Consider the following 21,991-nt stretch of genomic DNA (forward strand, 5'->3'; position numbering starts at 1 on the left):
ATTGACGCGGGCAAGGTACTCAAGCCGCCCAGCGCCGATGCTCAGGCCAGCGCTTTGACAATGGCCTCTGCGGCATGGCCATCCCCGTACAAGGGAGGGCAATCAGGCAAGCCCTGCTCCATGAAGTGGCTCACCGCCTGCGCCAGGCGCTGCGGATCGGCATCGGCGAGCACGGCCTGCCCGTGATCGATGAGTTCCACCCACTCGGTCTCGGGCCGCAGCACCACGCAGGGGCGATGGAAGAAGTAGGCTTCCTTCTGCACCCCCCCGCTATCGGTGATGATCAGCCGGGCGTTGCGCTCCAGTTCGATCATATCCAGGTAGCCTGCGGGCGGAATCACCTGAAGACCGGCCAGCTCAGCCTCCTCCAGTCCTAGCGGGCTGAGGCGTGCCTTGGTCCTCGGGTGGAGGGGGATCACCACCCTGAGGCCATGCCGGGCAGAGGCCTCCGTTAGCGCTGTGATGATGGTGCGAAGCCGCTCCGCATCATCGGTATTGAAGTCGCGATGGATGGTGGTCAGGAAATAGCCATGGGGCTCCAAGCCGAACGCCTCAAGCACCTGCGACCGCTGGGCCGCGACCGCTGCGAAATGCAGGCTGTTGTCCAGCATGACATCGCCCGAGAGGCATACAGAGGGGGAATCGGGGCTGGGATGCGGATGCTGGACCGTTCGAAAGCCCTCGCGCGCGAGGTTGTCGACCGCGGTGGAGGTCGGGCAGAACAGCCAAGTGGAGCAATGATCGCAGAGCACCCGGTTCACCTCCTCCGGCATGGCCTTGTTGAAGGAGCGGAGCCCCGCTTCGACATGCGCGATGGGAACGCGGAGCTTTGACGCAGCCACGGCGCCTGCGAGGGTGCTATTGGTATCGCCATAGAGGATCAGCGCATCAGGGCGATGCTCGAGCAGGGCTTGCTCGATACCCTGTATCATGCGCGCCGTCTGCTCCCCGTGCCGGCCTGATCCCACGCCGAGGTGGATGTCCGCGGCAGGTATCTCCAGCTCCTCGAAGAAGATGCGGCTCATGGCGTCGTCGTAGTGCTGGCCGGTGTGCAGCAGCACATGACGGATGCCCTTCTGCGCTGCGATGGCGCGGTGGAGGGCCGCAGCCTTCACGAATTGGGGCCTTGCCCCCACGATGCTGAGCAGCGTCCTCATCCCATCATGCCGTTATCGGCGAAACTGAAGTAACCGGTGGCCGTTACAATGAGGTGGTCCTGTACCGCGATATCCAGGAGCCGTGCGCCTTCGGTGAGCTTGCGGGTCAGCCGGATGTCCTCCTCGCTGGGCCTCAGCTGGCCGCTCGGGTGGTTGTGGCAGAGCACCAGTCCGGAAGCCCTTTTGTCGATGGCGGCCTTGAAGATGACCTTGGGGTCGGCCACGGTGCCATGCATCCCCCCGGCGCTGATCCGCATGCGCTCCAGCAGCCGGTTGCCACGGTCCATGAGGAGCAGCCAGAACTCCTCGCTTGGGAGGTCGGCGAGGCTGGCCCGGATCAGCTCATAGGCCACCGCGCTGCTGGTGACCGACGGCCGCTCGGGCGGATCGGTGGCCCTCCGGCGGCGCCCCAGCTCCAAGGCAGCAACGATGGCGATGGCCTTGGCCTCCCCCATGCCGCTGTAGCGTACCAGGTCGTCCACACCGAGCCTGGCCAGCCGGTGCAGGTCATTCCCGTTGTGCGCCATGATGCGCTTGGCCAGGTCTACCGCGGACTCCTTGGTGGATCCGGAGCGGATGAGAATGGCCAGGAGCTCGGCATCGCTCAGCGCCCGAGCGCCGTGGGCCATCAGCTTCTCCCGAGGGCGGTCATCCCTGGCCCATGCACGAATCGGCATCCGCGCATCCTCTTGTTCCTCCATCGCAGGGGTCTGAAAGCGAACAGGTCCCCGTATGGAGGACCTGTCCAAGGTAATCCGGGCGCGAATCACTTCAGCCCGTTGACGTGCTTCTTGATGGAACTCTTCAGGTTGGCCGCCTTGTTCTTGTGGATGATGTTCCGCTTGGCCAACTTATCCAGCATGGCGGTCACCTCGGGAAGCAGCTTCTCCGCCTCTTTCTTATCCGAGGCGGTGCGCAGGGCACGAACCGCATTGCGCGTGGTCTTGTGCTGGTAACGGTTGCGCTCGTTCCGGGTCTCGGTCTGGCGGACGCGCTTGAGGGCTGACTTGTGGTTGGCCATTGATTCGCTCCCTGCCTCATGGGCTAAGGGGCCGCAAATATAGTGGGACAACCGATGCCGCCAAGCACTTTGACGAAAAAGGGCCGGTCATCCCGGCCCCAGACGTTGCGGAATGCCGCATCAATAGGCCATCTCGTCCTTGCCGAACATGTTGGTCACGGTCTTCACCACGATCCGGAGGTCGAGCCAGAAGGACCAGTTCTCCAGATACCAGATGTCCATCTCCACGCGGCGCTCCATCAACTCGGGCGTTCGGGTCTCACCGCGCAGGCCGTTCACCTGGGCCCATCCCGTGATACCGGGCCGGACGAAATGGCGCACCATGTACTTGTCGATGATGTCGCGGTATTGGTCGTTCAGCCTCAGCGGGTGAGGGCGCGGGCCCACCACGCTCATGTGCCCGAGCAGCACATTGATGAACTGAGGCATCTCATCCAGGTTGCTCTTGCGCAGGAACCGCCCGATAGGGGTCACCCGGGGATCATTCTTGGTGGCCTGCTTCACATCGGCCTCCTTGTTCATGCGCATGCTGCGGAACTTCCAGCACACGAACTCCTTGTTGTCACGGCCCAGGCGCATCTGCTTGAAGAACACAGGGCCCTTGCTGGACATCTTGATCAGGAGTGCTAAAAGCGGGAACAGCCAGGAGAAGATGACGAGGATCACGGCTGCGGAGAACACGATGTCGAACCCGCGCTTCATCCAGCGATTCAGCTGCCGGTCGAGGGGTTCGCTCCGGAGCTTGCTCACCGGAACGGCCCCATGGAACTCCAGTTCGCTGGTCTTCACCACCGGGATGAAGCTGTCGGAACTGGGAATCACCCGGAAGCGGATGGTGTTGCGCTCACAGAACTCCATCAGGTCCGTGATCTCCTGCTTGCGCGTACCGGGCAGTGCGCAGTAGACGATGTCGATGCGATTCTGCACGGCGAAGGCCTTCACGGCTTCCACATCACCCATGCGGTGCTGTGCGAGCATGCCCTCCACCGGCTCATCAGTGAAGATGCCGCGGAAGCGATAGCCCCGTACCGTATGGTCCTCGCAGTAACGGAAAATCTCCTCCGCTGCCGGGCTGTCACCCACGATAACCAGATCCTTCACCGAGGTGAGCGGCTCCAAGGTGAGCACCTTGTTCAAGCCGGTCTGCACGTGCTGCAGTGAAATCTTGCCGGAGCGCAACAGCGTGGACAATTCCTGCCCCCGCTCGCCCCCCCCCGTGCCTCGGCCACCCGCTCCCCGATTCGGCGTAATGATTCGCTCCATGCTGGACGCTTCTGCTGACTGCTGTTCGTGGTGTGTGGTCGGGTGAGGAGTGGGACAAAGCTAGACGCCCCTTCGCACTCTGTCAAGTTGGTCGAAGGATTTTATCGCTTCGTCGAATTACGGACGTTTCGGTCGCCGAAAATGCAGGCTCCCCCTCGGCAGCATGTCGCGCCATCACTCCATCGGATGGCCATAGGCTCTGGGCCTTGTCATTCTCCTGACAATCTCCCTGGCGAGGTGCGCAAGGAAGAGCACGTTGGTCACTAGGTAACGCTTCCAGAGTCTTCGGGGTTCGAGCCAGAGCCGGTAGAGCCATTCCAAGGACAGCGAACGCATCCATTTCGGGGCGCGCGAGTCGATGCCGGCATAGAGCAGGAAGGCACCTCCCAAGCCCAGCATCACCCCGTTCACACGCCCCTTGAGCGCCGCCATGAAGCGCTCCTGCTTGGGGCAGCCTAGCGAGACCATGATTATCTGAGCACCAGTACTATTGATACGGTTCGATTCGACCCTTAAGTTAAATTGGCTCAGGGGACCATAGGGAGGGGCGTGGCATCCAGCGATGACCAAACGGGGGTGCTCCCGGGCCACGCGCTCCAAGATCCTGCGGTGCACCTCCTCGCTCCCACCGTAGAGGTATACGGAAAGTCCCTCCGACTCCGCCTTTTCCAGCAGCGCTGGCATCAGGTCATTGCCTGCCACACGCTCTTGATCGACACCGTGCAGCCCACGCATGGCCAGCAGCACAGGCATACCATCCGGCGTCGCGAGATCCGCTCCAGAAACCACCTTGGCGAATCCGCTGTCCCGGGCCTCCATCGTCATGTGGGCATTCACGCAGCACACGTAGGAGGAGATGCGCGCATGTGCCAGCGCCGCAATGGCGTCCACCTGATCTGAGAAGGAACCGCAGGTGATCGGGGCAGTGATGACACGGTACTTGGGCAAGCGGAAGGGAACTGTCATCACTCGGAGGAGTGACGTTCAACGCATCCCGGCCCGGCAGGATACAGCGCCATGCAACTTCTTGGCAATGAAAGCACAAGGCGGTGCTTCCGCACCGCCTTGTGACCCCGGCAGGACTCGAACCTGCAACCAACAGAACCGGAATCTGTCATTCTATCCAATTGAACTACGGGGCCATCGGGCGGCGAAGATAGACTTCGCGGCGTGCATGCAGGAAGTGCTGAACCGGTGCAATCATCGAAGGGCTGGGGGGCATCAGTCAAACCGCTCATATCCCGCGAATTCCGCTTACATTTGCGGCCCCAATTCAGGGAACGCCCATGCAGGGATGCCATGGGCTCACCCGTCAAACCCTTCCGGACAGCATCCTCCCGGTCCGGGATACAAGCAGGAACAGATGTCAACCGTAGAGAACAACAAGGTCACCTTCGCCGAACCGCCCGCCGATTTCGATTGGGCCGCCATCGAGGATGACAGGAAGAGCCAGGCCGCTGATGCGCGCCAGCAGATGGAGGCCGCCTACGAGAAGACCCTGAGCAGCATCTCCGAGAAGGAGGTCCTCATGGGCACCGTGGTGGGCATGAACAAGAAGGAGGTGGTGATCAACATCGGCTACAAGTCCGAGGGCGTTGTTCCCATCAGTGAATTCCGCTACAAGCCCGATCTGAAGATCGGCGACCAGGTGGAGGTGTACATCGAGAAGCAGGAGGACAAGGGCGGCCAGATGGTGGTGAGCCACAAGACCGCGCGCGTGCACAACGCGTGGGGCAAGGTGAACCACGCCATGGAGACCAACGAGGTGATCACCGGCTACGTGAAATGCCGCACCAAGGGCGGTCTCATCGTGGACGTGTTCGGCATCGAGGCCTTCCTGCCCGGCTCGCAGATCGACGTGAAGCCGATCCGCGACTACGACCAGTTCGTGGGCAAGAACATGGAGTTCAAGGTGGTGAAGATCAACCAGGAGTTCAAGAACGTGGTGGTCTCGCACAAGGCGCTGATCGAGGCTGAACTGGAAGCCCAGAAGAAGCAGATCATCGGCGGCCTGGAGAAGGGCCAGGTGCTGGAAGGCACCGTGAAGAACATCACCAGCTACGGCGTGTTCGTGGACCTGGGCGGCGTGGACGGCCTGATCCACATCACCGACCTGAGCTGGGGCCGCGTGAGCCACCCCGAGGAGGTGGTGAAGCTCGACGACAAGATCAACGTGGTGATCCTGGACTTCGACGACGAGAAGAAGCGGATCGCCCTGGGCCTGAAGCAGCTGCAACCGCACCCTTGGGATGCCCTGAGCGCCGACATGAATGCCGGCGACAAGGTGAAGGGCAAGGTGATGGTGATCACGGACTACGGCGCGTTCGTGGAAGTGGCACCCGGCGTGGAAGGTCTGCTGCACGTGAGCGAGATGAGCTGGAGCCAGCACCTGCGCAGCCCGAAGGACTTCCTGAAGGAGGGCCAGGAGATCGAGTGCGTCATCCTGAACATCGACCGCGAAGAGCGGAAGATGAGCCTGGGCATGAAGCAGCTGAGCCCCGACCCTTGGGCCGATATCGAGTTCAAGTACCCGGTCCGCTCCAAGCACACCGCCAAGGTTCGCAACTTCACCCACTTCGGCATCTTCGCCGAGCTGGAAGAGGGCGTGGATGGCCTCATCCACATCAGCGACCTCAGCTGGACGAAGCGCATCAAGCACCCCAGCGAGTTCTGCAATGTGGGCGATGAGATCGAAGTGGTGGTGCTGGAAGTGGACAAGGACAACCGTCGCCTGAGCCTCGGGCACAAGCAGGTGGAGGAGAACCCTTGGGAGGTGTTCGCCACCGTGTTCACTCCGGGCAGCGTTCATGAGGGCACCATCACGGGCCGCGCAGGCCAGAATTTCGTGGTGAGCCTACCCTATGGCGTGGAAGGCACCGTGACCGCCAAGCACCTGAAGAAGGCCGACGGCTCGAAGGCTGAACTGGAGGAGAAGCTCCCCTTCATGGTCCTTGAGTTCAACGGTGACGCGCGCCGCATCGTGCTGAGCCACACCCGCACGTTCGAGGAGGGCGATGAGCCCCTGGAGACCGTCGCCAAGGGCAAGCGTACCCGCAAGGAGGGCGACACCGCCGCCACCAGCGCCAGCGTGAAGAGCGTGAACGACAAAGTGGAGAAGAGCACGCTCGGTGACCTCGGCGTGCTGAGCAGCCTGAAGAGCTCCATGGAGAGCAACGAGCGCGCCGCCAAGGACAAGAAGGACGAGGCCGAAGGCTGATTCGCACTCCCGAGCCATCAAGAAGCAAAGAGCCCCGGCGATCGCCGGGGCTCTTTGCTTCCTGCCAGGCAGGTCAAAGGCTTCCCCTCCCCGCTGCGAACGCCTTCCGGCCGGTCCAGCTCGCCAAGCTGTCCACGGCGCCGGTTCCAAACCGTCGTCCCCTGGCCATCCACCGCACGGAAAACCGAGTTCCCCGAAGGGAAGCTTTCGGGCAGCGACTCCACCACCCCCAAGCATGCCTGCGAGGCGATGAGGCTGCCTTTAACCGGGTCCTGCGCGCTCTGTGCCCCAGTCAGGAGGCACAAGAGCCAGGAAAGCGAGGTCCTGCACCGCATGCGAGCAAGTAAGATGGCCGGACCGGAATTCGAGAAGGCGCGGCCGTGCAGCCGCTCTTGGGCGCGTACCCTGGTGATGGGCACGCCAAAGCCGAGCCTTTCGCATGAGCTCTGGGTCCTGGCTTCCAAAGTGGCGAGCGGGGGCCGAGAGGGCTTGGGGCTCCGCTCCCCGCCTACCTTCGCGGTCCTTTCGATAACGACATGTTCGAGAATCTGAACGACAAGCTGGAGCGGGCCTTCAAGGTGCTGAAAGGCCAGGGGCAGATCACGGAGATCAACGTGGCGGAGACCACCAAGGAGATCCGCAAGGCGCTGCTCGATGCCGACGTGAATTACAAGACCGCCAAGGACTTCACCGACCGGGTGAAGGCCAAGGCGCTGGGGCAGAACGTGCTCACGAGCATCAGCCCGGGGCAGCTGCTCACCAAGATCACGCACGACGAGCTGGCCGAGCTGATGGGCGGGCAGAGCGCCGGCATGAACATGAGCGGCAACCCCACGGTAGTGCTCATGAGCGGCCTGCAGGGCTCCGGCAAGACCACCTTCAGCGGCAAGCTCGCCAACTACATCCGCAAGAAGGGCAAGCGCCCGCTGCTGGTGGCTTGCGACGTGTACCGCCCCGCGGCCATCGACCAGCTGGAGACGCTCGGCAAGCAGCTGGACATCGCGGTGTTCAGCGAGCGCGAGAACAAGGATCCGGTGAGCATCGCGCAGAACGCGATCGCCCATGCGAAGCAGCACGGCTTCACGGCCGTGATCGTGGATACCGCCGGCCGCCTGGCGATCGATGAGCAGATGATGGACGAGATCGCCCGCGTGAAGAAGGCGATCAACCCGCAGGAGACGCTTTTCGTGGTGGATGCCATGACCGGTCAGGACGCGGTGAACACGGCCAAGGCCTTCAACGAGCGCCTGAACATCGATGGCGTGGTGCTCACCAAGCTCGACGGCGATGCGCGCGGCGGCGCTGCGCTTTCCATCCGCAGCGTGGTGGACAAGCCGATCAAGTTCATCGGCACGGGCGAGAAGATGGAGGCGCTGGACGAGTTCCACCCTGACCGCATGGCCGGCCGCATCCTCGGCATGGGCGACGTGGTCTCGCTGGTGGAGCGGGCGCAGGAGCAGTTCGACGAGAAGGCGGCGCGCGAGCTGAGCAAGAAGATCGCGAAGGACCAGTTCGGCTTCGACGATTTCCTGGAGCAGATCGGGCAGATCAAGAAGATGGGGAACATGAAGGACCTCATGGGCATGATCCCCGGCGTAGGCAAGGCGATGAAGAACATCGATATCCCGGACGACGCCTTCAAGGGTATCGAGGCCATCATCAAGAGCATGACGCCGGAGGAGCGCAAGAATCCCTCGGTCATCAACGGCAGCCGTCGCGCGCGCCTGGCCAAGGGCAGCGGCCGCGGCATCGAAGAAGTGAACAAGCTGATGAAGCAGTTCGAGGACATGCGGAAGATGATGAAGATGATGGGGGACAAGAGCAAGATGCAGAACATGATGCGGCAGATGCAGGCGATGCAGGGGATGAGGAGGTAGGGCGAAAAGGTGAGAGAGTACGAGGGTACCTGCCCCGAGCAGAGTTGAAGGATGGCGTGCCCCTCGCAAGAGCCTCGGGTCGCGTGCTACGCTTTAGCCGGACTTGTCGCGGCTCGCGGTCGCGGGCTGCGGGGGCTCCTGCGTCGCCGCCTCGCTCCACGCGCCCGCAAGGCCGCAACCGCGCCGGGCTGCCGCTTCTCCCGTTCACGCAGATACCAATGCAACCCCAGTTCGGGGTAAAGAGTCGCGTCGACCTTCCACCGTCGAACCCATCCCTCAGCTGGTAGGATTGACCTTGGGGCCCCTACATTTGTCAGACTGTACCATGCTGTTTAGTTTTGCTGACACCTGTGGGCGACTTCGCCCCGCCCCTTGTCACAGAGAATGTAAGACCCACATGAGTCGAGAATCTTAAACACAGAGTTGACTGCCAACAACCACCGACCATGAGAACACGGGTGCTTCATCTTCTCACAGCGCTGCTCTGCATCGTTTGCAACTTCGTCAGCGCTTCAGCCCAATCCTGCTCTGGAGGGTCCAAGGACCGGATGGTGGAGTTTCCCACGCCGATATGGGGATTGAAAATATATGCTTGTATACATGGTGCGAACGAAGCGAGTATTGGCGCTCATCAGGACGTGAGTTGGGGCATCAAGAACACACGCACTGACACCTTTGAGGTTTCTTTCACCAAGGTGTACACTTTTCGCAGCGGCAAGGTGATCGAGAAAGCGTTCGGATGGGGTGCGATTAAAGTACTGCCAGGTCAAACTGTTTATGGTGGGAATTTCACAGGAGACGCGGATTTGACCGATATATTTTTTCCGGAGGATTGCGATTGTCCCAAAGAATCCAAGCGGATAAAGTACCTCGATATACGTGACTTGGTGATCGTCAATCTTGGTGAACTCCGCCGCAAGCAAGAACAAGAGGAGCGCATACGAGTGGCCAACAATCAAGCGGAAAGGGAAAAAGCGAAGAAGGAAGAACCGGACCGCGTGGAGGACGGGAATAAAACGGAGAAAGAGCGTGAAGAAGCCGAGGAGAAGAGCGAGAAGGAGGAAAAGAAAGAAGACGGGGATGAAAGCAAGGGGTCGAAATCCTATTCGCCACCACCACCTACCGCCAACCAGATCCGGATGGGGGAACTCCGTAACCAGGCCGTGCAACGACAGGCCCAAGGAACGGCGTACATCGCCGGATGGAGTACGGCCACGGTGGGCTTGTTGTTCTTGAAGTTCAATGATGGAGAAGGCAGCTACTTCCGGGGAGGCGGCTTCCACATTCGGGGCAACTTCGGTGTCGGCCTGTTCAACGTGAGCAACATGGTAGCGCATGAGTACACGACGACGGACTATGATGTGTACTACAACGGTTGGTTCGACCACCATGTGCATGAAGAGAGAGAGGACAGCACATCCAACAATATCACAACTCTTGGGTTCTCTTTCTCTGCGGCCATGGACCTCTTCAATAGCCGGAACTTCATAATTGGGATGGAGGGCAAGTACAGTGCGGGTTTCTGGTTCGGCGGGTTGGGCGATGCGACTGTCACATCATCGACCACGCAAACAATCGGGCAATGGAGCTTGACCGGAAAAGCTGCTATTGGTACTGCCAGCGTGAAACTACTGGCCGGATATGGTTTGGAGAGAACGGAAGCCGCGGGATCAACGACCATCGCCATCGATCAATACTTAGGCAGCACTGACCCAGGTGTAAGTGTGCAGGACTTTTTGGATGAAACCACAGAGGTAACCCTGTTCGATGTGGAATATCTCAAGCCGAGCATTGGGCTTCGGTTTTCCAGCACTGACAAGCCCTTTCAAGTTGATCTTGAATACCATCAAGTATCACCTCGTGGGGATTACTATGGTGAGAGGCTCAAGCGAGATGGCGGGTCCGATATGTTCGGTGTCTCCCTCTCCATTACGCGGGTGAACAGGATGCGCTTTGAGATTTCCTATTCCCAGTTGAAGAACCGGTGGTGGGACCAGGATCCAGCGTCTTGCTGGATGGTCTCGCTCACTAAACAGTTGGATTATTTTAGCAAGAAATATTCCAAGAAGGGTATTCAATACATCCGATAGAAACCTGACTTCTGGTCCGTTTCGCGTCATAGTACAGGTCAATTAGGAGTAGACTAGGTACGCGGATATCTGCGGCGCGAGGCAGGATGCGAGGCGGTCGTCGCACTGATTTCGGTTCTTCATACGTATATCCTGCGTAATTTCGCTGTGTAAACATCCATCGCCATGGACACCAAGCTCACCCTCAGCTTCGACGCGGGCGTGGCCGAGCGGGCCAAGGCCTTCGCCGAGGCGAACAACATCAGCCTCTCGCGGCTCATCGAGTTCATGCTGAGCAAGGTGACCGACAAGCGCTACCGCAGCCTAGATGAACTGCCCGTGAGCGATTGGATAAGCCAAGTAGCCGAAGGCGAAGCGACCTACGTGCGGAAGAACGCCGCGGAGCGGAACGTGAAGAAGGATTACCTGGCCAGCCGGAGGAAGCGGTAGAAGAGGTAACCGCAAAGACGCAAAGAGCGCAAAGGGTAATTCCGTACTGGGCTTCTTGGCGGTCTTTGCGTCTTTGCGGTTTGAATTAACCCCATGCCCCCCAAGCGAATCTTCCTCGACGCCAACGTCCTTGTCACGGTGCTCTGCAATGAGTACCCGCGTTTCGGGGCGTGCGCCCGCGTGCTGAGCCTCGCTGATGACAAGCGCTTCGAGGTGTACACCTCACCGCTGTGCCTGGCGATCGGGGCCTACTTCGCGGAGAAGACGTCTTCGTCCCGCATCGGCGGGAAGAACGGGAAGAAGCTGGCCCGGAGGAAGATCGCGCTGCTGGCGGAGAAACTCCGGGTCACCACCATGGGAGCCAAGGCTGTGGAGCGCACCATGGCCGATCCACGCATCACGGACATCGAGGACGGGTTCCAGTACTTCTCAGCAGTCGATGCGGGCTGCACGAGCATTATCACACATGACAAGCGCGACTGGAGATTCGCAGCGATGGAGGTGCTTGCCCCGGAGGACTTCCTGCTGAAGCATGCTGTGAGGAAGGCCTGACCGTACGTTCACATTCGGGGCACTTTCCCGATGAGGGTGAAAACTTCCATTATGACCATCGCCCGTGCACCCCTGATTGGCCTGCTCGCCGCATTCGTAGCCTGTTCCAGTGGCCCTGGCCGGTCGGCTGGTTCGGAGGAAAGCCCAGAAGAGGCAAGGGACATGAGCGATGAGCAGCAGCCGCGCTTCGTGGAGGGCAAGGACTACACCGTGCTCGAGCGGGTGCGCTTCATGGATGCTCAGGGATTCGAGCGCCCGGCCGAGGCCTTCAGCGTGCTGCTGCCGAAGGGCTGGACCCATGAGGGCGGCGTGTCGTGGAAGGGGCTGAACGAGTGCCGGGGCGAGATGATCGCCGCGAAATGGAGCGCGAGCTCACCCGATGGCGCCATCCGCTATCAGGTGCTGCCCAATCACAGCTGGTCATCGGCCAGCGACATGATGATGATGCAGAACCTGCAGATGCAGGCTCAGCAGGGCGGCTGCGAGGTGGGCGGTCCCATGGATGCCGCCAGCTACCTGCGCGAGGTGTTCGCGCCGCGCGAGCTCCGTGGGGCGAGCATCACCGAGGTGAAGGAGAACGCGGAGGTGGCACGCGAGATGGAGCGCATGGCCGCACAGACGAAAGCGGCCTTCGAGCAGTGGGGAGGCCAGGCCACGCTGCAACCCAGCGCGATCATCGCCCGGCTGAAGTGGAACGATGGCACCGAAGGCATCGCGCTGGTCTCGGTGCTCAACGTCATCAACGTGTCGCAGAACATGTATACCGGCGAGTACCAGCAGCTCACCAACAGCAACGCCAGCGAGCGGAGCATCCTCCGCTTCCCGGCTGGGCGGCGCGATGAGGCCGAGCGCGTGCTGGCCACGATCAAATCGAGCTTCCGCACCAACCCCGCCTGGAAACAGGCCGTGGAGGGCTACTTCGCGCAGCTGCGCCAGCAGCAGGACCGGATGCATCACATACGCATGGCCGCCATCGACGCGCAGACCGCCGCCAACACCCGCGCGCACAACCAGCGCATGGCCGACATACAGGCCCAGGGCGCCGCGAACACCGCACGGCACAACGAGCGCATGGCCGGTTACGACCAGCAGATGCGCAGCTGGGAGCAGCAGCAGTCGTCGCAGGACCGCCAGCACACGCAGTTCGTGAAGACGATCCGCGAGGTGGAGACCTGGAATGATGGGGGCAATGGGCGCGTGGAGCTCACCAGCGGATACGACCACGCGTGGAGCCGTGGCGACGGCAGCTACATCCTGAGCAACAGCCCCAACTTCGACCCCAGCTCAGTGTTCCAGGACCAGAATTGGAAGCCGATGACCCCTGCTGACTAGCCGAGTGGCTCATGTGCCGTATCCTTGGAGCAAAGCGCAAGCGATGCTCAAGCCACTCGCGCTCACCGGCGCATTGGCATTGGCCAGGCCTCCACTGGCCCGGGATGGATACGAATTCGCCTGGGTCCGGAACACCCCATTCGGCAAGCGGGTGGTTGTGGTCACCGTGGAGCCCGGTGAAAGCGCAGCCAAGGACCTGGGCGGCATCACTCTCGGAGCGTTGGCCGCCCAGGCTATGTCCATCATTCCATCCTGGCCACAGAGCGCGACCAGGAGTCGCAGGGCTGGGGGGCACCTTGGACGATGCCGTATGGCTATGCTCCGCATGCCCCGGCCATGATTCTCGCAGTGCCTAGGCAACGTGGCCCGGTTCCTGCCGGTCATCGCACACGCATGCGGCTGTTCGCCTCCCTCCTTCCCTTTGCGCTGGCCGTCGCCGCCTCCGCGCAGCACCTCACCTATGAGGAGTGGCTGCGCCGCGCCATGGTGGACATGCGCCTGCAGCCAAGGTTCGGCGACCAACCGAAGAATGAGGCCCAGGTTTCCAGCGACGCGGAGTTCACGCGCCTTATGCTGGAGCAGGAGCCCGATCGGCGGAAGGCCAGCGAGCAACTGCTGCTGCACGGCTTCGACCTGCTCCGCAAGGGCGAGATGCCTGCGGCGATGAACCGGTTCAACCAGGCTTACCTGCTGGACAGCACGAACGCGGATGTCCATTGGGGATATGGCACCTTTTTCATGATGCTCGACCGTCCCGGCATGGCGCATCGGCAGTATGAGCAGGGCCTGGCCTTGGACAGCACGAGCGTGCGCCTGCTGACGGCCGATGCAGCCGCCTACCTGAACGAGCGGGGCGCCATCGTCGTGAGCGACCCGGCAGCCGCGAGGTCCCTCGCCGATCGGGCGTTCGACCGGCTCCTGCAGGCACAGCGCCATCACCCTGACGACCCTGGCATGCTCTACCGCCTGAGCGTCTGCCATCTCCTGCGCGGGGAATGCGACGAGGCTTGGCGCGCCTACCGCGCCTGCAAAGACCACCCGGAGGCGCCAATCGACCCCGGGTATCCGGAATACCTGCGGGGGCAGTGCCCCGAGTGAGGCGAGGAATGGCCCGATGATTGCCAAATTAGCGGCTCCAGAAGCGCCATGAGAACATCCGTATTCGCCCTCCTGACCCTGGTCAGCCTTTCCGCCCATGCCCAATTGCTCTCGTTCGATGAATGGTATGAGCGCTCCGACAAGGACCTCTACTTGAAGCCGCAGTTCGGTGACCGCGGTCCAGATGTGATCAACAACCTGGTGGACCAGGATGTCTTCGTGGCCATCATGAACAACCGCAACCGTCAGCGCGCGGTGAGCGACAGCCTTGTGAAGCTGGGCTTGGAGCGGCTGCGGAAGAATGATCACGTGGCCAGCATGCGCCGGTTCAACGAGGCCTGGCTGGCGATGCCGATCAATCCCGAGGTGCACCGGGCCTTCGGCGCTTATTTCCGCAGCATGAAACGCCCCCTGGAGGCCCATGAGCACTACCAGGCCGGCATCGCCATCGACAGCACCTATGCCCCCCTCCTGAAAGAGGAGGCCGACGTGTACATGGAGCAGCGGTACCACATGCAACAGGAAGGGCGGGACAAGAAGGCCGAGGAGCTCACACTCAAGGCCTTGGACCTTTACAAAAGGGCCTATCGCCGCATGGGCAATGACCCAGAGGTGACCTATCGCCTCTTCGAATGCTACGTGCTCACGCTGAACTGCCCCAAGGCCTGGGAATTCCACGACAAGGTGGTGGAGATGAAGGCGCGCAGCGTGGAGGAGATGTACCTGAACCGGCTGAAGGCCTACTGCGTTCGCTGAGGCATTCAGGCGCTGCCCGTCTCGCTGGCGTGGATACGCCGCAGGACGTCCTCGGCCTGCGGCGTGAGCTGAACACCCCGCCGCTCCATGACCCTCCGCATAGCCGTCAAAGCCCGCTCGATGTCGTAGACGGCGAAGCCCTCGCTGCCGCCCCAGGCGAATGAAGGCACATGCTTGGGTGGGAATCCACCACCGAAGACATTCGCCGCCACCCCCACCACAGTACCGGTGTTGAACATGGTGTTGATGCCGCTCTTGGCGTGATCGCCCATCATCAGCCCGCAGAACTGGAGGCCAGTGGCGGCCTCCCGGCCTTCGGCATAGCTGTATGCCCTTACCTCCCCGTAGGTGTTCTTGAGGTTGCTATTGTTGGTGTCCGCCCCGAGGTTGCACCACTCCCCGAGCACGCTATTGCCCAGGAATCCATCGTGGCCCTTATTGCTGTAGCCGAGTATCACGCTGTTGTTCACCTCCCCTCCCACGCGGCACTCAGGACCGAATGCGGAGGGGCCATAGATCTTGGCGCCCATCTTCAGTTGGGCATGGTCGCCCAAGGCGACGGGGCCGCGCAGCATGGCGCCCTCCATCACCTCCGCGCCGTGACCGATATAGATGGGCCCTCCCTTGGTATTGAGGATGCAAGCCTCCACGATGGCCCCTTCCTCCAGGAAGATGAGGCCCGGGTCGCCCACCACCGTATTGAGTGCGCTCAAGGGCTGGGAACGGCGCCCATCCGTGAGCAGGCGGAAATCGTGGTCGATGGCCCGGCCGCAATGCTGGAAGAGGTGCCAAGGCCGTTCGAACCGGATCAGCTCGCCGGGGAATGGCACCGGGTGCAGGTAGGCCGGCGGGGCCTCCCAGTCGGTCATAGCGGGAGCCTCCGCGCCCGCCAGCCCGAACGCCAAGGCGCGCCCGTCGCGCACCAGCACCTCACCCGGCCGCAGGCCTATGACCGCAGCCACCAGGTCGTCCGTCGGGAACAGGGCCCCGTCAGCCTCGAAGCGCGGTGCGAGATCGGACGGCAAGGGGAACAGCGGGCCGAGGTAAGGCTCCGTGCGATAGCCCACCTGCAGCCCGCTCCGCACATACCAGCCTTCGGCTATCCGCAGGATTCCGGGGCGGAGCTGGGCCACGGGCCTGGTGAACGTGAGTGGCAGCAACTGCGCGTGGCGCCCGGCGTCGGACAGGATGATGGCCATACGGGCGAAGGTAGCGGGCGCTCCAGCACCCGATCAAGGCATGCCGAAGAGGCCGCATACCCACCAAGCGATGGCTGCAAGCACAGCGCTCACCGGTATGGTCAGGATCCAGGCCCAAAGGAGCCTCAGGGTCACCCCCCATCGCACGGCACTGAGGCGCTTGGTGGCCCCCACGCCGATGATCGATCCGGTGATGGTGTGGGTGGTGCTCACGGGGATGCCCATCTGCTCGGTCATATAAAGCGTCATGGCACCGGCGCTCTCCGCGCACACGCCCTCCAGCGGGCTCACCTTCGTGATCCGGGTACCCATGGTCTTCACGATCTTCCAACCGCCGCTGAGCGTGCCGGCTCCGATTGCGCCATAGCAGGCGAGCGGGACCCAGTTCGGCATGGCCTCCAGGTTCTCGGCGTGGCCGCTGGCCACCATGGCCACCATGATGATGCCCATCACCTTCTGCGCATCGTTGCCCCCATGGCCTATGCTGAATGCAGCGGAGCTCAGCAGTTGGAGCCGCTTGTAGATGTTCGCCGTCCGCAGCGCGCTCGGTGCCTTGGTCATGTCCACCGCATAGGTGACCATGAACACCAGGGAGAAAAGCGCCATTGCAATGCGCAGGTCGTTGTTCTTCAGGATGAAGAGCGAGGTGATGGCCGTCGCCACCGCGATAATGAGCATGCGAAGCCAGAGCCGCTGCACCAGGGTGACCAGCGTGATGAAGATGCTGATGATCATGCCCACCAGGGGGGCGAGGAAGATGAAGGCCGCCACCAGCCCGATCTTCTGCATGTTGACGCTGTCGATGTCGAAACCCGCCCCCGCCAGTGCAGCGCCCGCGAAGCCGCCGATGAGCGTGTGCGATGAACTGCTCGGAATGCCGTACCACCAGGTGAGCAGATTCCAGGCGATGGCCGCAATGAGCCCTGCCAGGACAACGCGGAGGGTGATGAACTCCTCGTGCACCGTCTTGGCCACGGTATTGGCCACGTGGTGGTCGCTGAAGATGAAGAAGGCGATGAAGTTGAAGGCGGCCGCCCAGATGACGGCCTGGACGGGTGTCAGCACCTTGGTGCTCACGATGGTGGCGATCGAGTTCGCCGCGTCGTGGAACCCGTTGATGTAGTCGAAGATCAGCGCTAGCGCGATGATGACGATGAGCAGGGTCATGCGCTCAGGCGTACTTCAGCATGATGGATTCGAGCACGTTGCCGACGTCCTCGCACTTGTCGGTGGCAAGCTCGAGCGTGCTGTAGAGGTCGCGCATCTTGATGAGGGTGATCGGATCCTTCTCGTTGGCGAAGAGGTTCTGGATGGCGCGGTCATAGACCTCATCGGCCTCGTTCTCCATGCTGTTGATGCGGACCACGAACTCGTTGTGGTCATTGGCCTTGTGCATGTGCCGCAGGCCCTGCACCGCCAGCTGAACGATGCCGCAGCCCTCATGCACCAACCGGGCCAACTCGCGGCAGGTCTCGTCGGGCTTGCCGATGGCGAAGAGGCTGAGGTTCTTCGCGCTCGCCAGGATGAAGTCGGCCACGTCATCGAGGCTCGTTGCCAGGTAGTGGATGTCCTCCCGGTCAATGGGCGTGATGAAATTCCGCGCCAGGTCGGTGAAGATGGTGTGCGTCAGGTCGTCGTTGGCCCGCTCGGCGATCTCGAGCCGTTCCAGGAGCGCAGTGCGCTGCGCGCCGGGCTCGGTATTCATGATGGCGATCAGGTCCTCGCTCATCTTCAGCACATTCGCCGCCGAGGCCTCGAAGTGATAGAAGAACACGCGGTCGCGCGGTTTGAAGATGCTGAGGAGGGCTTCGATTGCCATGCGCTGGAGTTTCGGGCGCAAATCTATCCGGGGCGACCCTCATGCACCGGCGGCCGCAAATCCTTAACGATGGCTTAACATGCCCATGGCGCGGCTCAGGAACCGACGGGCCTCTAACTTTCCCCCATGCTCTATGAATTCAACGGATACAGGCCGGTTGTGCATCCTTCAGCCTTCGTGCATCCCCAGGCTGCGGTCACGGGCAACGTGGTGATCGGCGCGGATGTTTACATCGGACCCGGCGCAGCGCTTCGCGGCGATTGGGGCGAGATCGTGGTGAAGGATGGATGCAACGTGCAGGAGAACTGCACCATCCACATGTTCCCTGGCGTGAAGGTGGTACTGCATCCGGGCGCTCACATCGGCCATGGAGCGGTCATCCACGGGGCCACGATCGGCAGGAACTGCCTGGTGGGCATGAATGCGGTGCTCATGGACAATGTCGTGCTTGGCGACGAGTGCATCGTGGGGGCGCTGAGCTTCCTCCCGGCGGATAGCGTATGGGCCCCGCGCAAGGTGGTCGTAGGCAACCCGGCCCGAGTGGTGAAAGAGGTGAGCGACGCCATGATCGCATGGAAAACCGAGGGTACCCGGCTCTATCAGCAGCTGCCCGCCGAGTTGCACGCCACGCTCCGGGAATGCGAGCCGCTGCGCGAAGCGGACCGGAGCAAGCCACCGGTGACAGCCCAATACCGGACCTGGAACGAGACGAGGTCCGGAGACTGACCGGTTCCGCTGCCCAACGCCGCCGATCACGCGCTTCCGTCGGGCTGCTCCAAGTGCAGGGCGTGGAGCATGCGGTGCACCAACGGGGCGAGGATCACGGCCATGGTCCCCAGCAACGCGATGCCGCTGTAGAGGGCGTACACAGCGGCAAAGACCTTCGCCCCATCGGTATCGAGCGGGTCCACAGGGCCCATTCCGCCCATGATCATGGACGCATTGAGCAGGGCATCCACGAAGCGCATTCCTGCCAGATCCATGTATCCTGCAATACCTATGGCCAGGGAGCCGCAAGCCATCCCTGCGGCAAGCAGGAGGTACCGCAATTGGCGCAAAGCGAACCGATTGGCGGACAGCAGGGGCTTGGAGCGATGCTCGAACACCCCGGCAAATTTACGGGCGCGATCAACAGCAGGGCGTTCAACCATGCCCGGCATCCGGCCATTGCCATGGAACCGGTGAAGCGACCTTCGCAGCGTGCTCACCGCCGCATGAAAGCCCTTTCCACCATCGGCCTGCTCATTCTCTCCAATGCCTTCATGACGCTGGCCTGGTATGGGCACCTTCGCTTCAAGGAATACGATTGGGGGCGTGGGCTGGGGCTCTTCGCCATCATCGCCATCAGCTGGGGCATCGCCTTCTTCGAGTACTTGCTGCAGGTGCCGGCCAACCGCATCGGCAGCAACCTGCATGGAGGTCCCTTCACCTTGGTGCAGCTGAAGGTGCTACAGGAGGTGATCACGCTCGCGGTGTTCACCTTGTTCACCCTGGTGGCCTTCCGACACGAGACGCTACGCTGGAACCATGCGCTTGCCGGCCTGTTCCTGGTGGCCGCCGTATGGCTGGTTTTCAAGAAATGATGCATGCACGCCCCGCCGCTCTTCGGTGAATTGGTCGTTATCCTGGCGCTGTCAGCCGGCATCCTCATGCTGTTCCGGCGTTTCAGGCTACCGGGCATCCTGGCGTTCATCCTCACGGGAATGATCGCCGGACCCCATGGGCTGGGCTGGGTGAGGGATGTGGAGGAGGTGGTGGCCTTGGCGGAGATCGGCGTGGTGTTCCTGCTCTTCGTCATCGGAATGGAGTTCAGCCTGAAGAAACTCGCCAACCTGGGAAAGACGGTGTTCGTGGGCGGCGCCCTTCAGGTGGCGCTCACCATCACGGGCATCGGCGGCGTGCTGCATGCCTTCGGCATGCGCACCGAGAGCGGCATCTTCATCGGCTTCCTGGTCTGCCTGTCGAGTACGGCCATCGTCCTGCGGGCGCTCCAGGAGCGCGGGCGCACGGACAGCGCGCCGGGACGGGTGGCCACCGCGATCCTCATCTTCCAGGACATCGTGGTGGTGCCCATGATGCTGCTGACGCCGCTGCTAGCCGGCCAAAGCGACGATATCGGGAACGACCTCCTCTGGCTGCTTGGCAAGATGGCCATCCTCCTGGTGGCCGTTTTCGTTAGCGGGCGCTACCTGGTGCCCCGGCTGCTGCGTGTGGCGCTCAAAGGGCGGGGCAATGAGCTGTTCATCATCACCATCGTGGTGATCTGCTTCGCTGCGGCCTACACCACGCAGGCCATGGGCCTATCCCTGGCATTGGGCGCCTTCTTCGCCGGGCTGGTGATCAGCGAGACGGAGCACGCTTACCATGCAACCGGCATCGTGCAGCCGTTCCATGAGCTCTTCCTCAGTTTCTTCTTCGTCTCCATCGGCATGCTGGTGGATGGAGGGCTCTTCCTGCGCTCGCCGCTGACCATCCTTGCGCTGTTCATCGGCGCCACCCTTGTGAAGGTGCTCGCAGCCACCATCGCCGTATGGGTGCTGCGCTATCCGCTCCGCACGGCACTGCACACTGCGCTTTCCCTGTTCCAGCTCGGCGAATTCGGATTCGTGCTGGCCATCCCCGGCCTCAAACTCGGCCTGCTCTCCAGCGACCACTACCAGCTCTTCCTGGCCGTTTCCATCCTGGGCATGGCCACAACACCGCTCATGCTGGACAGGTCGGAGCGCATCGTCCGACGGGTGTTCATGCAGTTCGTACCGGCTGCGGTCAGCGAGCGCCTCGACCGGGTGATGCGTGTGAAGCTGGAGCAGGTACGCAAGCACGCCTCCGTCCTCAAGGGCCACCTGGTGGTGATCGGATACGGGCTCAATGGACAGAACGTGGCCAGGGCAGCGCTGAATGCAGGGGTGCGCTGCGCTGTCATCGAGGAGGACCCCGATCAGGCCGCACTGGCCCGTTCCGCCGGGTTGCCCGTGCTGCACGGGGATGCATGCAACACACACATGCTGGAACAGGCCCACGTGGAGAGCGCACGCGTCATCGTGGTGGCCATCAGCGATTCGGAGCAGACCGTGAAGATCGTGGCGGCCATCCGCAGCATCACCTCCACCGCCTACATCATCGTGCGCACGCGGTACGTGCGCGACATGGAGCGCTATCTGGACGTGGGTGCGAATGAGGTGATACCGGAGGAATTCGAGACCAGCATCGAGATCTTCTACCGCGTGCTGCGCAAGTACCTGATTCCGGAGGACCGGATCCAGGGATTGGTGGCGCAATGCCGCTCCCAGCACTACGGTATGCTCCGAGGGGCGCCATCCCTGCCCCGTGCCGCACAGGCCAAGCAGGATACGCTGACGATACCAGGGCTCGAGATCGCCACCCTGCCGGTGACCCAGGGCCGGGGAAAGGTGGTCGGCCGCAGCATCGGCGAAGCCGGGCTCCGGGAGAAGTACGGCGTAACGGTGCTCGCCATCAACCGGGGCGGCCGGTACATCACCAACATGAGGGGCGACACCCGCATCCTTACCGATGATGTGCTCTACCTGCTGGGCAGCCCGGAGAGCATCGTTCGCCTCGACCAGGACCTGCGCTGAAGATCCGCTTGCCTTGCATCGGGCGAGCGCCGTCCGATTGATCACCAGTCGGCAGGCCCTTCGGCTGCCGATGGCACGGCCGCCCGAACCTTACAGGGCCGGCTTCCGTTCAACGCGCCCGCCAACCGCTTGAACCGCGACGCATGCCCCAAGCCACGCTCCAGCACACAGAGGTCCTGCACATCCTGATCATCGATGATGAGGAGGACTGCAACTTCGTTACCAAGCTGGTGCTGAAGAAGGCGGGCTATACGGGGCGGGTGACCTGCTACACCAGTGCTGCGGAGGCGCTCGAGCACATGCGCAAGGGCATGGACCTGCCGGACCTCATGTTCGTGGACATAAACATGCCTGCCGTGAGCGGGTTCGAGTTCCTCGCCACCTGCGAAGCGGAAGCTCTGCTGCCGAACGGACTCACGAGCGTAGTGATGTTCAGCAGCAGCAACCGCCCGAGCGATCTGGAGCGGGCCCTCTCCTTCCGGTCCGTGATGGGCTACGTGGAGAAAGCCCTCTCCGTGGAAAGCTTCGAGCGCGTGCTCGCCGATCGCGCCGGCCGACGTCTATGACCCCAACCTCAAACCCATC

The 21,991-nt window shown here is 62.2% G+C and carries 21 protein-coding genes and 1 tRNA gene; 12 read left to right on the forward strand and 10 right to left on the reverse strand.

Annotated features, from left to right (window positions below):
• Nucleotides 1-41: 41 nt before the first annotated feature.
• The 6 genes from wecB to QY325_04990 all read right to left on the reverse strand — a co-directional run bounded on the left by wecB (nt 42) and on the right by QY325_04990 (nt 4,583).
• The gene (gene wecB / locus QY325_04965) at nt 42-1,157 is read right to left on the reverse strand and encodes a UDP-N-acetylglucosamine 2-epimerase (non-hydrolyzing) (GenBank protein WKZ67276.1); all 1,116 of its coding nucleotides are present in this window, start codon (nt 1,155-1,157) and stop codon (nt 42-44) included.
• On the reverse strand, nt 1,154-1,858 hold the full coding sequence (radC, locus tag QY325_04970) for a DNA repair protein RadC (GenBank protein ID WKZ67277.1): 705 nt from the start codon (nt 1,856-1,858) through the stop codon (nt 1,154-1,156). The genes wecB and radC overlap by 4 nt, the downstream gene beginning before the upstream one ends.
• Before the next feature lie 65 nt (nt 1,859-1,923).
• Nucleotides 1,924-2,178 (reverse strand): 30S ribosomal protein S20, encoded by a 255-nt coding sequence (gene rpsT / locus QY325_04975; protein WKZ67278.1) that lies wholly within the window; start codon nt 2,176-2,178, stop codon nt 1,924-1,926.
• A gap of 120 nt (nt 2,179-2,298) precedes the next feature.
• Entirely contained in the window at nt 2,299-3,357 is a 1,059-nt protein-coding gene (locus tag QY325_04980) for an undecaprenyl-phosphate glucose phosphotransferase (GenBank protein ID WKZ67279.1), read from the reverse strand.
• Between the two features lie 258 nt (nt 3,358-3,615).
• The gene (locus QY325_04985; protein ID WKZ67280.1) at nt 3,616-4,407 is read right to left on the reverse strand and encodes a WecB/TagA/CpsF family glycosyltransferase; all 792 of its coding nucleotides are present in this window, start codon (nt 4,405-4,407) and stop codon (nt 3,616-3,618) included.
• Nucleotides 4,408-4,509: 102 nt separating this feature from the next.
• Nucleotides 4,510-4,583 (reverse strand) — tRNA-Arg (locus QY325_04990).
• 221 nt (nt 4,584-4,804) lie between these two features.
• Here QY325_04990 and rpsA point away from each other — a divergent pair.
• From rpsA to QY325_05030, 8 genes are all read left to right on the forward strand, one after another.
• On the forward strand, nt 4,805-6,658 hold the full coding sequence (rpsA, locus tag QY325_04995) for a 30S ribosomal protein S1 (GenBank protein WKZ67281.1): 1,854 nt from the start codon (nt 4,805-4,807) through the stop codon (nt 6,656-6,658).
• A gap of 536 nt (nt 6,659-7,194) precedes the next feature.
• The gene (gene ffh / locus QY325_05000) at nt 7,195-8,535 is read left to right on the forward strand and encodes a signal recognition particle protein (GenBank protein ID WKZ67282.1); all 1,341 of its coding nucleotides are present in this window, start codon (nt 7,195-7,197) and stop codon (nt 8,533-8,535) included.
• 446 nt (nt 8,536-8,981) lie between these two features.
• A complete protein-coding gene (locus QY325_05005; GenBank protein ID WKZ67283.1) occupies nt 8,982-10,625 on the forward strand; it encodes a hypothetical protein in 1,644 nt (547 codons plus the stop codon).
• Between the two features lie 165 nt (nt 10,626-10,790).
• The gene (locus QY325_05010) at nt 10,791-11,054 is read left to right on the forward strand and encodes a DUF6364 family protein (GenBank protein WKZ67284.1); all 264 of its coding nucleotides are present in this window, start codon (nt 10,791-10,793) and stop codon (nt 11,052-11,054) included.
• A gap of 93 nt (nt 11,055-11,147) precedes the next feature.
• Entirely contained in the window at nt 11,148-11,606 is a 459-nt protein-coding gene (locus QY325_05015; protein ID WKZ67285.1) for a PIN domain-containing protein, read from the forward strand.
• A gap of 162 nt (nt 11,607-11,768) precedes the next feature.
• A complete protein-coding gene (locus QY325_05020; protein ID WKZ67286.1) occupies nt 11,769-12,938 on the forward strand; it encodes a hypothetical protein in 1,170 nt (389 codons plus the stop codon).
• 393 nt (nt 12,939-13,331) lie between these two features.
• Nucleotides 13,332-14,036, forward strand: a complete 705-nt coding sequence (locus QY325_05025) for a hypothetical protein (protein WKZ67287.1) — start codon at nt 13,332-13,334, stop codon at nt 14,034-14,036.
• Nucleotides 14,037-14,084: 48 nt separating this feature from the next.
• Nucleotides 14,085-14,792: a hypothetical protein gene (locus tag QY325_05030; GenBank protein WKZ67288.1), complete on the forward strand. Its 708-nt coding sequence runs from the start codon at nt 14,085-14,087 to the stop codon at nt 14,790-14,792.
• 5 nt (nt 14,793-14,797) lie between these two features.
• Here QY325_05030 and QY325_05035 read toward each other — a convergent pair whose 3' ends face one another.
• Genes QY325_05035 through QY325_05045 form a run of 3 tightly spaced genes read right to left on the reverse strand, consistent with a single transcriptional unit; the run spans nt 14,798 to nt 17,810 of the window.
• Nucleotides 14,798-15,991: a putative sugar nucleotidyl transferase gene (locus tag QY325_05035; protein ID WKZ67289.1), complete on the reverse strand. Its 1,194-nt coding sequence runs from the start codon at nt 15,989-15,991 to the stop codon at nt 14,798-14,800.
• A 33-nt stretch (nt 15,992-16,024) separates the two neighbouring features.
• Nucleotides 16,025-17,158, reverse strand: coding sequence for an inorganic phosphate transporter (locus QY325_05040; GenBank protein ID WKZ67290.1), 1,134 nt, complete (start codon nt 17,156-17,158; stop codon nt 16,025-16,027).
• A gap of 4 nt (nt 17,159-17,162) precedes the next feature.
• Entirely contained in the window at nt 17,163-17,810 is a 648-nt protein-coding gene (locus tag QY325_05045) for a DUF47 family protein (protein WKZ67291.1), read from the reverse strand.
• Between the two features lie 126 nt (nt 17,811-17,936).
• Between QY325_05045 and QY325_05050 the strand changes: the two genes are divergently transcribed.
• The gene (locus QY325_05050; GenBank protein ID WKZ67292.1) at nt 17,937-18,536 is read left to right on the forward strand and encodes a transferase hexapeptide repeat family protein; all 600 of its coding nucleotides are present in this window, start codon (nt 17,937-17,939) and stop codon (nt 18,534-18,536) included.
• Nucleotides 18,537-18,562: 26 nt separating this feature from the next.
• Here the strand turns inward: QY325_05050 and QY325_05055 are convergent, their stop codons facing one another.
• Nucleotides 18,563-18,793, reverse strand: a complete 231-nt coding sequence (locus QY325_05055) for a hypothetical protein (GenBank protein WKZ67293.1) — start codon at nt 18,791-18,793, stop codon at nt 18,563-18,565.
• 111 nt (nt 18,794-18,904) lie between these two features.
• Between QY325_05055 and QY325_05060 the strand changes: the two genes are divergently transcribed.
• From QY325_05060 to QY325_05070, 3 genes are all read left to right on the forward strand, one after another.
• Complete coding sequence (locus QY325_05060) at nt 18,905-19,393, forward strand: DMT family protein (GenBank protein ID WKZ67294.1); 489 nt, start codon at nt 18,905-18,907, stop codon at nt 19,391-19,393.
• 3 nt (nt 19,394-19,396) lie between these two features.
• Nucleotides 19,397-21,406, forward strand: a complete 2,010-nt coding sequence (locus QY325_05065; GenBank protein WKZ67295.1) for a cation:proton antiporter — start codon at nt 19,397-19,399, stop codon at nt 21,404-21,406.
• Between the two features lie 143 nt (nt 21,407-21,549).
• Nucleotides 21,550-21,972, forward strand: a complete 423-nt coding sequence (locus QY325_05070; GenBank protein WKZ67296.1) for a response regulator — start codon at nt 21,550-21,552, stop codon at nt 21,970-21,972.
• Nucleotides 21,973-21,991 lie beyond the last annotated feature (19 nt).

The sequence above is a fragment of the Flavobacteriales bacterium genome (genome assembly GCA_030584065.1).
GTDB lineage: Bacteria > Bacteroidota > Bacteroidia > Flavobacteriales_F > PHOS-HE28 > PHOS-HE28.

What these genes read in the sequence shown, in the direction of transcription:
- wecB (WKZ67276.1), bottom strand. Translation starts at nt 1,157, where the DNA reads ATGAGGACGCTGCTCAGCATCGTGGGGGCAAGGCCCCAATTCGTGAAG.
- QY325_05010 (WKZ67284.1), top strand. Translation starts at nt 10,791, where the DNA reads ATGGACACCAAGCTCACCCTCAGCTTCGACGCGGGCGTGGCCGAGCGG.
- QY325_05035 (WKZ67289.1), bottom strand. Translation starts at nt 15,991, where the DNA reads ATGGCCATCATCCTGTCCGACGCCGGGCGCCACGCGCAGTTGCTGCCA.
- radC (WKZ67277.1), bottom strand. Translation starts at nt 1,858, where the DNA reads ATGGAGGAACAAGAGGATGCGCGGATGCCGATTCGTGCATGGGCCAGG.
- QY325_05025 (WKZ67287.1), top strand. Translation starts at nt 13,332, where the DNA reads ATGCGGCTGTTCGCCTCCCTCCTTCCCTTTGCGCTGGCCGTCGCCGCC.
- rpsA (WKZ67281.1), top strand. Translation starts at nt 4,805, where the DNA reads ATGTCAACCGTAGAGAACAACAAGGTCACCTTCGCCGAACCGCCCGCC.
- rpsT (WKZ67278.1), bottom strand. Translation starts at nt 2,178, where the DNA reads ATGGCCAACCACAAGTCAGCCCTCAAGCGCGTCCGCCAGACCGAGACC.
- QY325_05005 (WKZ67283.1), top strand. Translation starts at nt 8,982, where the DNA reads ATGAGAACACGGGTGCTTCATCTTCTCACAGCGCTGCTCTGCATCGTT.
- QY325_05050 (WKZ67292.1), top strand. Translation starts at nt 17,937, where the DNA reads ATGCTCTATGAATTCAACGGATACAGGCCGGTTGTGCATCCTTCAGCC.
- ffh (WKZ67282.1), top strand. Translation starts at nt 7,195, where the DNA reads ATGTTCGAGAATCTGAACGACAAGCTGGAGCGGGCCTTCAAGGTGCTG.
- QY325_05055 (WKZ67293.1), bottom strand. Translation starts at nt 18,793, where the DNA reads ATGGATCTGGCAGGAATGCGCTTCGTGGATGCCCTGCTCAATGCGTCC.
- QY325_05030 (WKZ67288.1), top strand. Translation starts at nt 14,085, where the DNA reads ATGAGAACATCCGTATTCGCCCTCCTGACCCTGGTCAGCCTTTCCGCC.
- QY325_05015 (WKZ67285.1), top strand. Translation starts at nt 11,148, where the DNA reads ATGCCCCCCAAGCGAATCTTCCTCGACGCCAACGTCCTTGTCACGGTG.
- QY325_05060 (WKZ67294.1), top strand. Translation starts at nt 18,905, where the DNA reads ATGCTCGAACACCCCGGCAAATTTACGGGCGCGATCAACAGCAGGGCG.
- QY325_04985 (WKZ67280.1), bottom strand. Translation starts at nt 4,407, where the DNA reads ATGACAGTTCCCTTCCGCTTGCCCAAGTACCGTGTCATCACTGCCCCG.
- QY325_05065 (WKZ67295.1), top strand. Translation starts at nt 19,397, where the DNA reads ATGCACGCCCCGCCGCTCTTCGGTGAATTGGTCGTTATCCTGGCGCTG.
- QY325_05040 (WKZ67290.1), bottom strand. Translation starts at nt 17,158, where the DNA reads ATGACCCTGCTCATCGTCATCATCGCGCTAGCGCTGATCTTCGACTAC.
- QY325_05020 (WKZ67286.1), top strand. Translation starts at nt 11,769, where the DNA reads ATGAGCGATGAGCAGCAGCCGCGCTTCGTGGAGGGCAAGGACTACACC.
- QY325_05070 (WKZ67296.1), top strand. Translation starts at nt 21,550, where the DNA reads ATGCCCCAAGCCACGCTCCAGCACACAGAGGTCCTGCACATCCTGATC.
- QY325_05045 (WKZ67291.1), bottom strand. Translation starts at nt 17,810, where the DNA reads ATGGCAATCGAAGCCCTCCTCAGCATCTTCAAACCGCGCGACCGCGTG.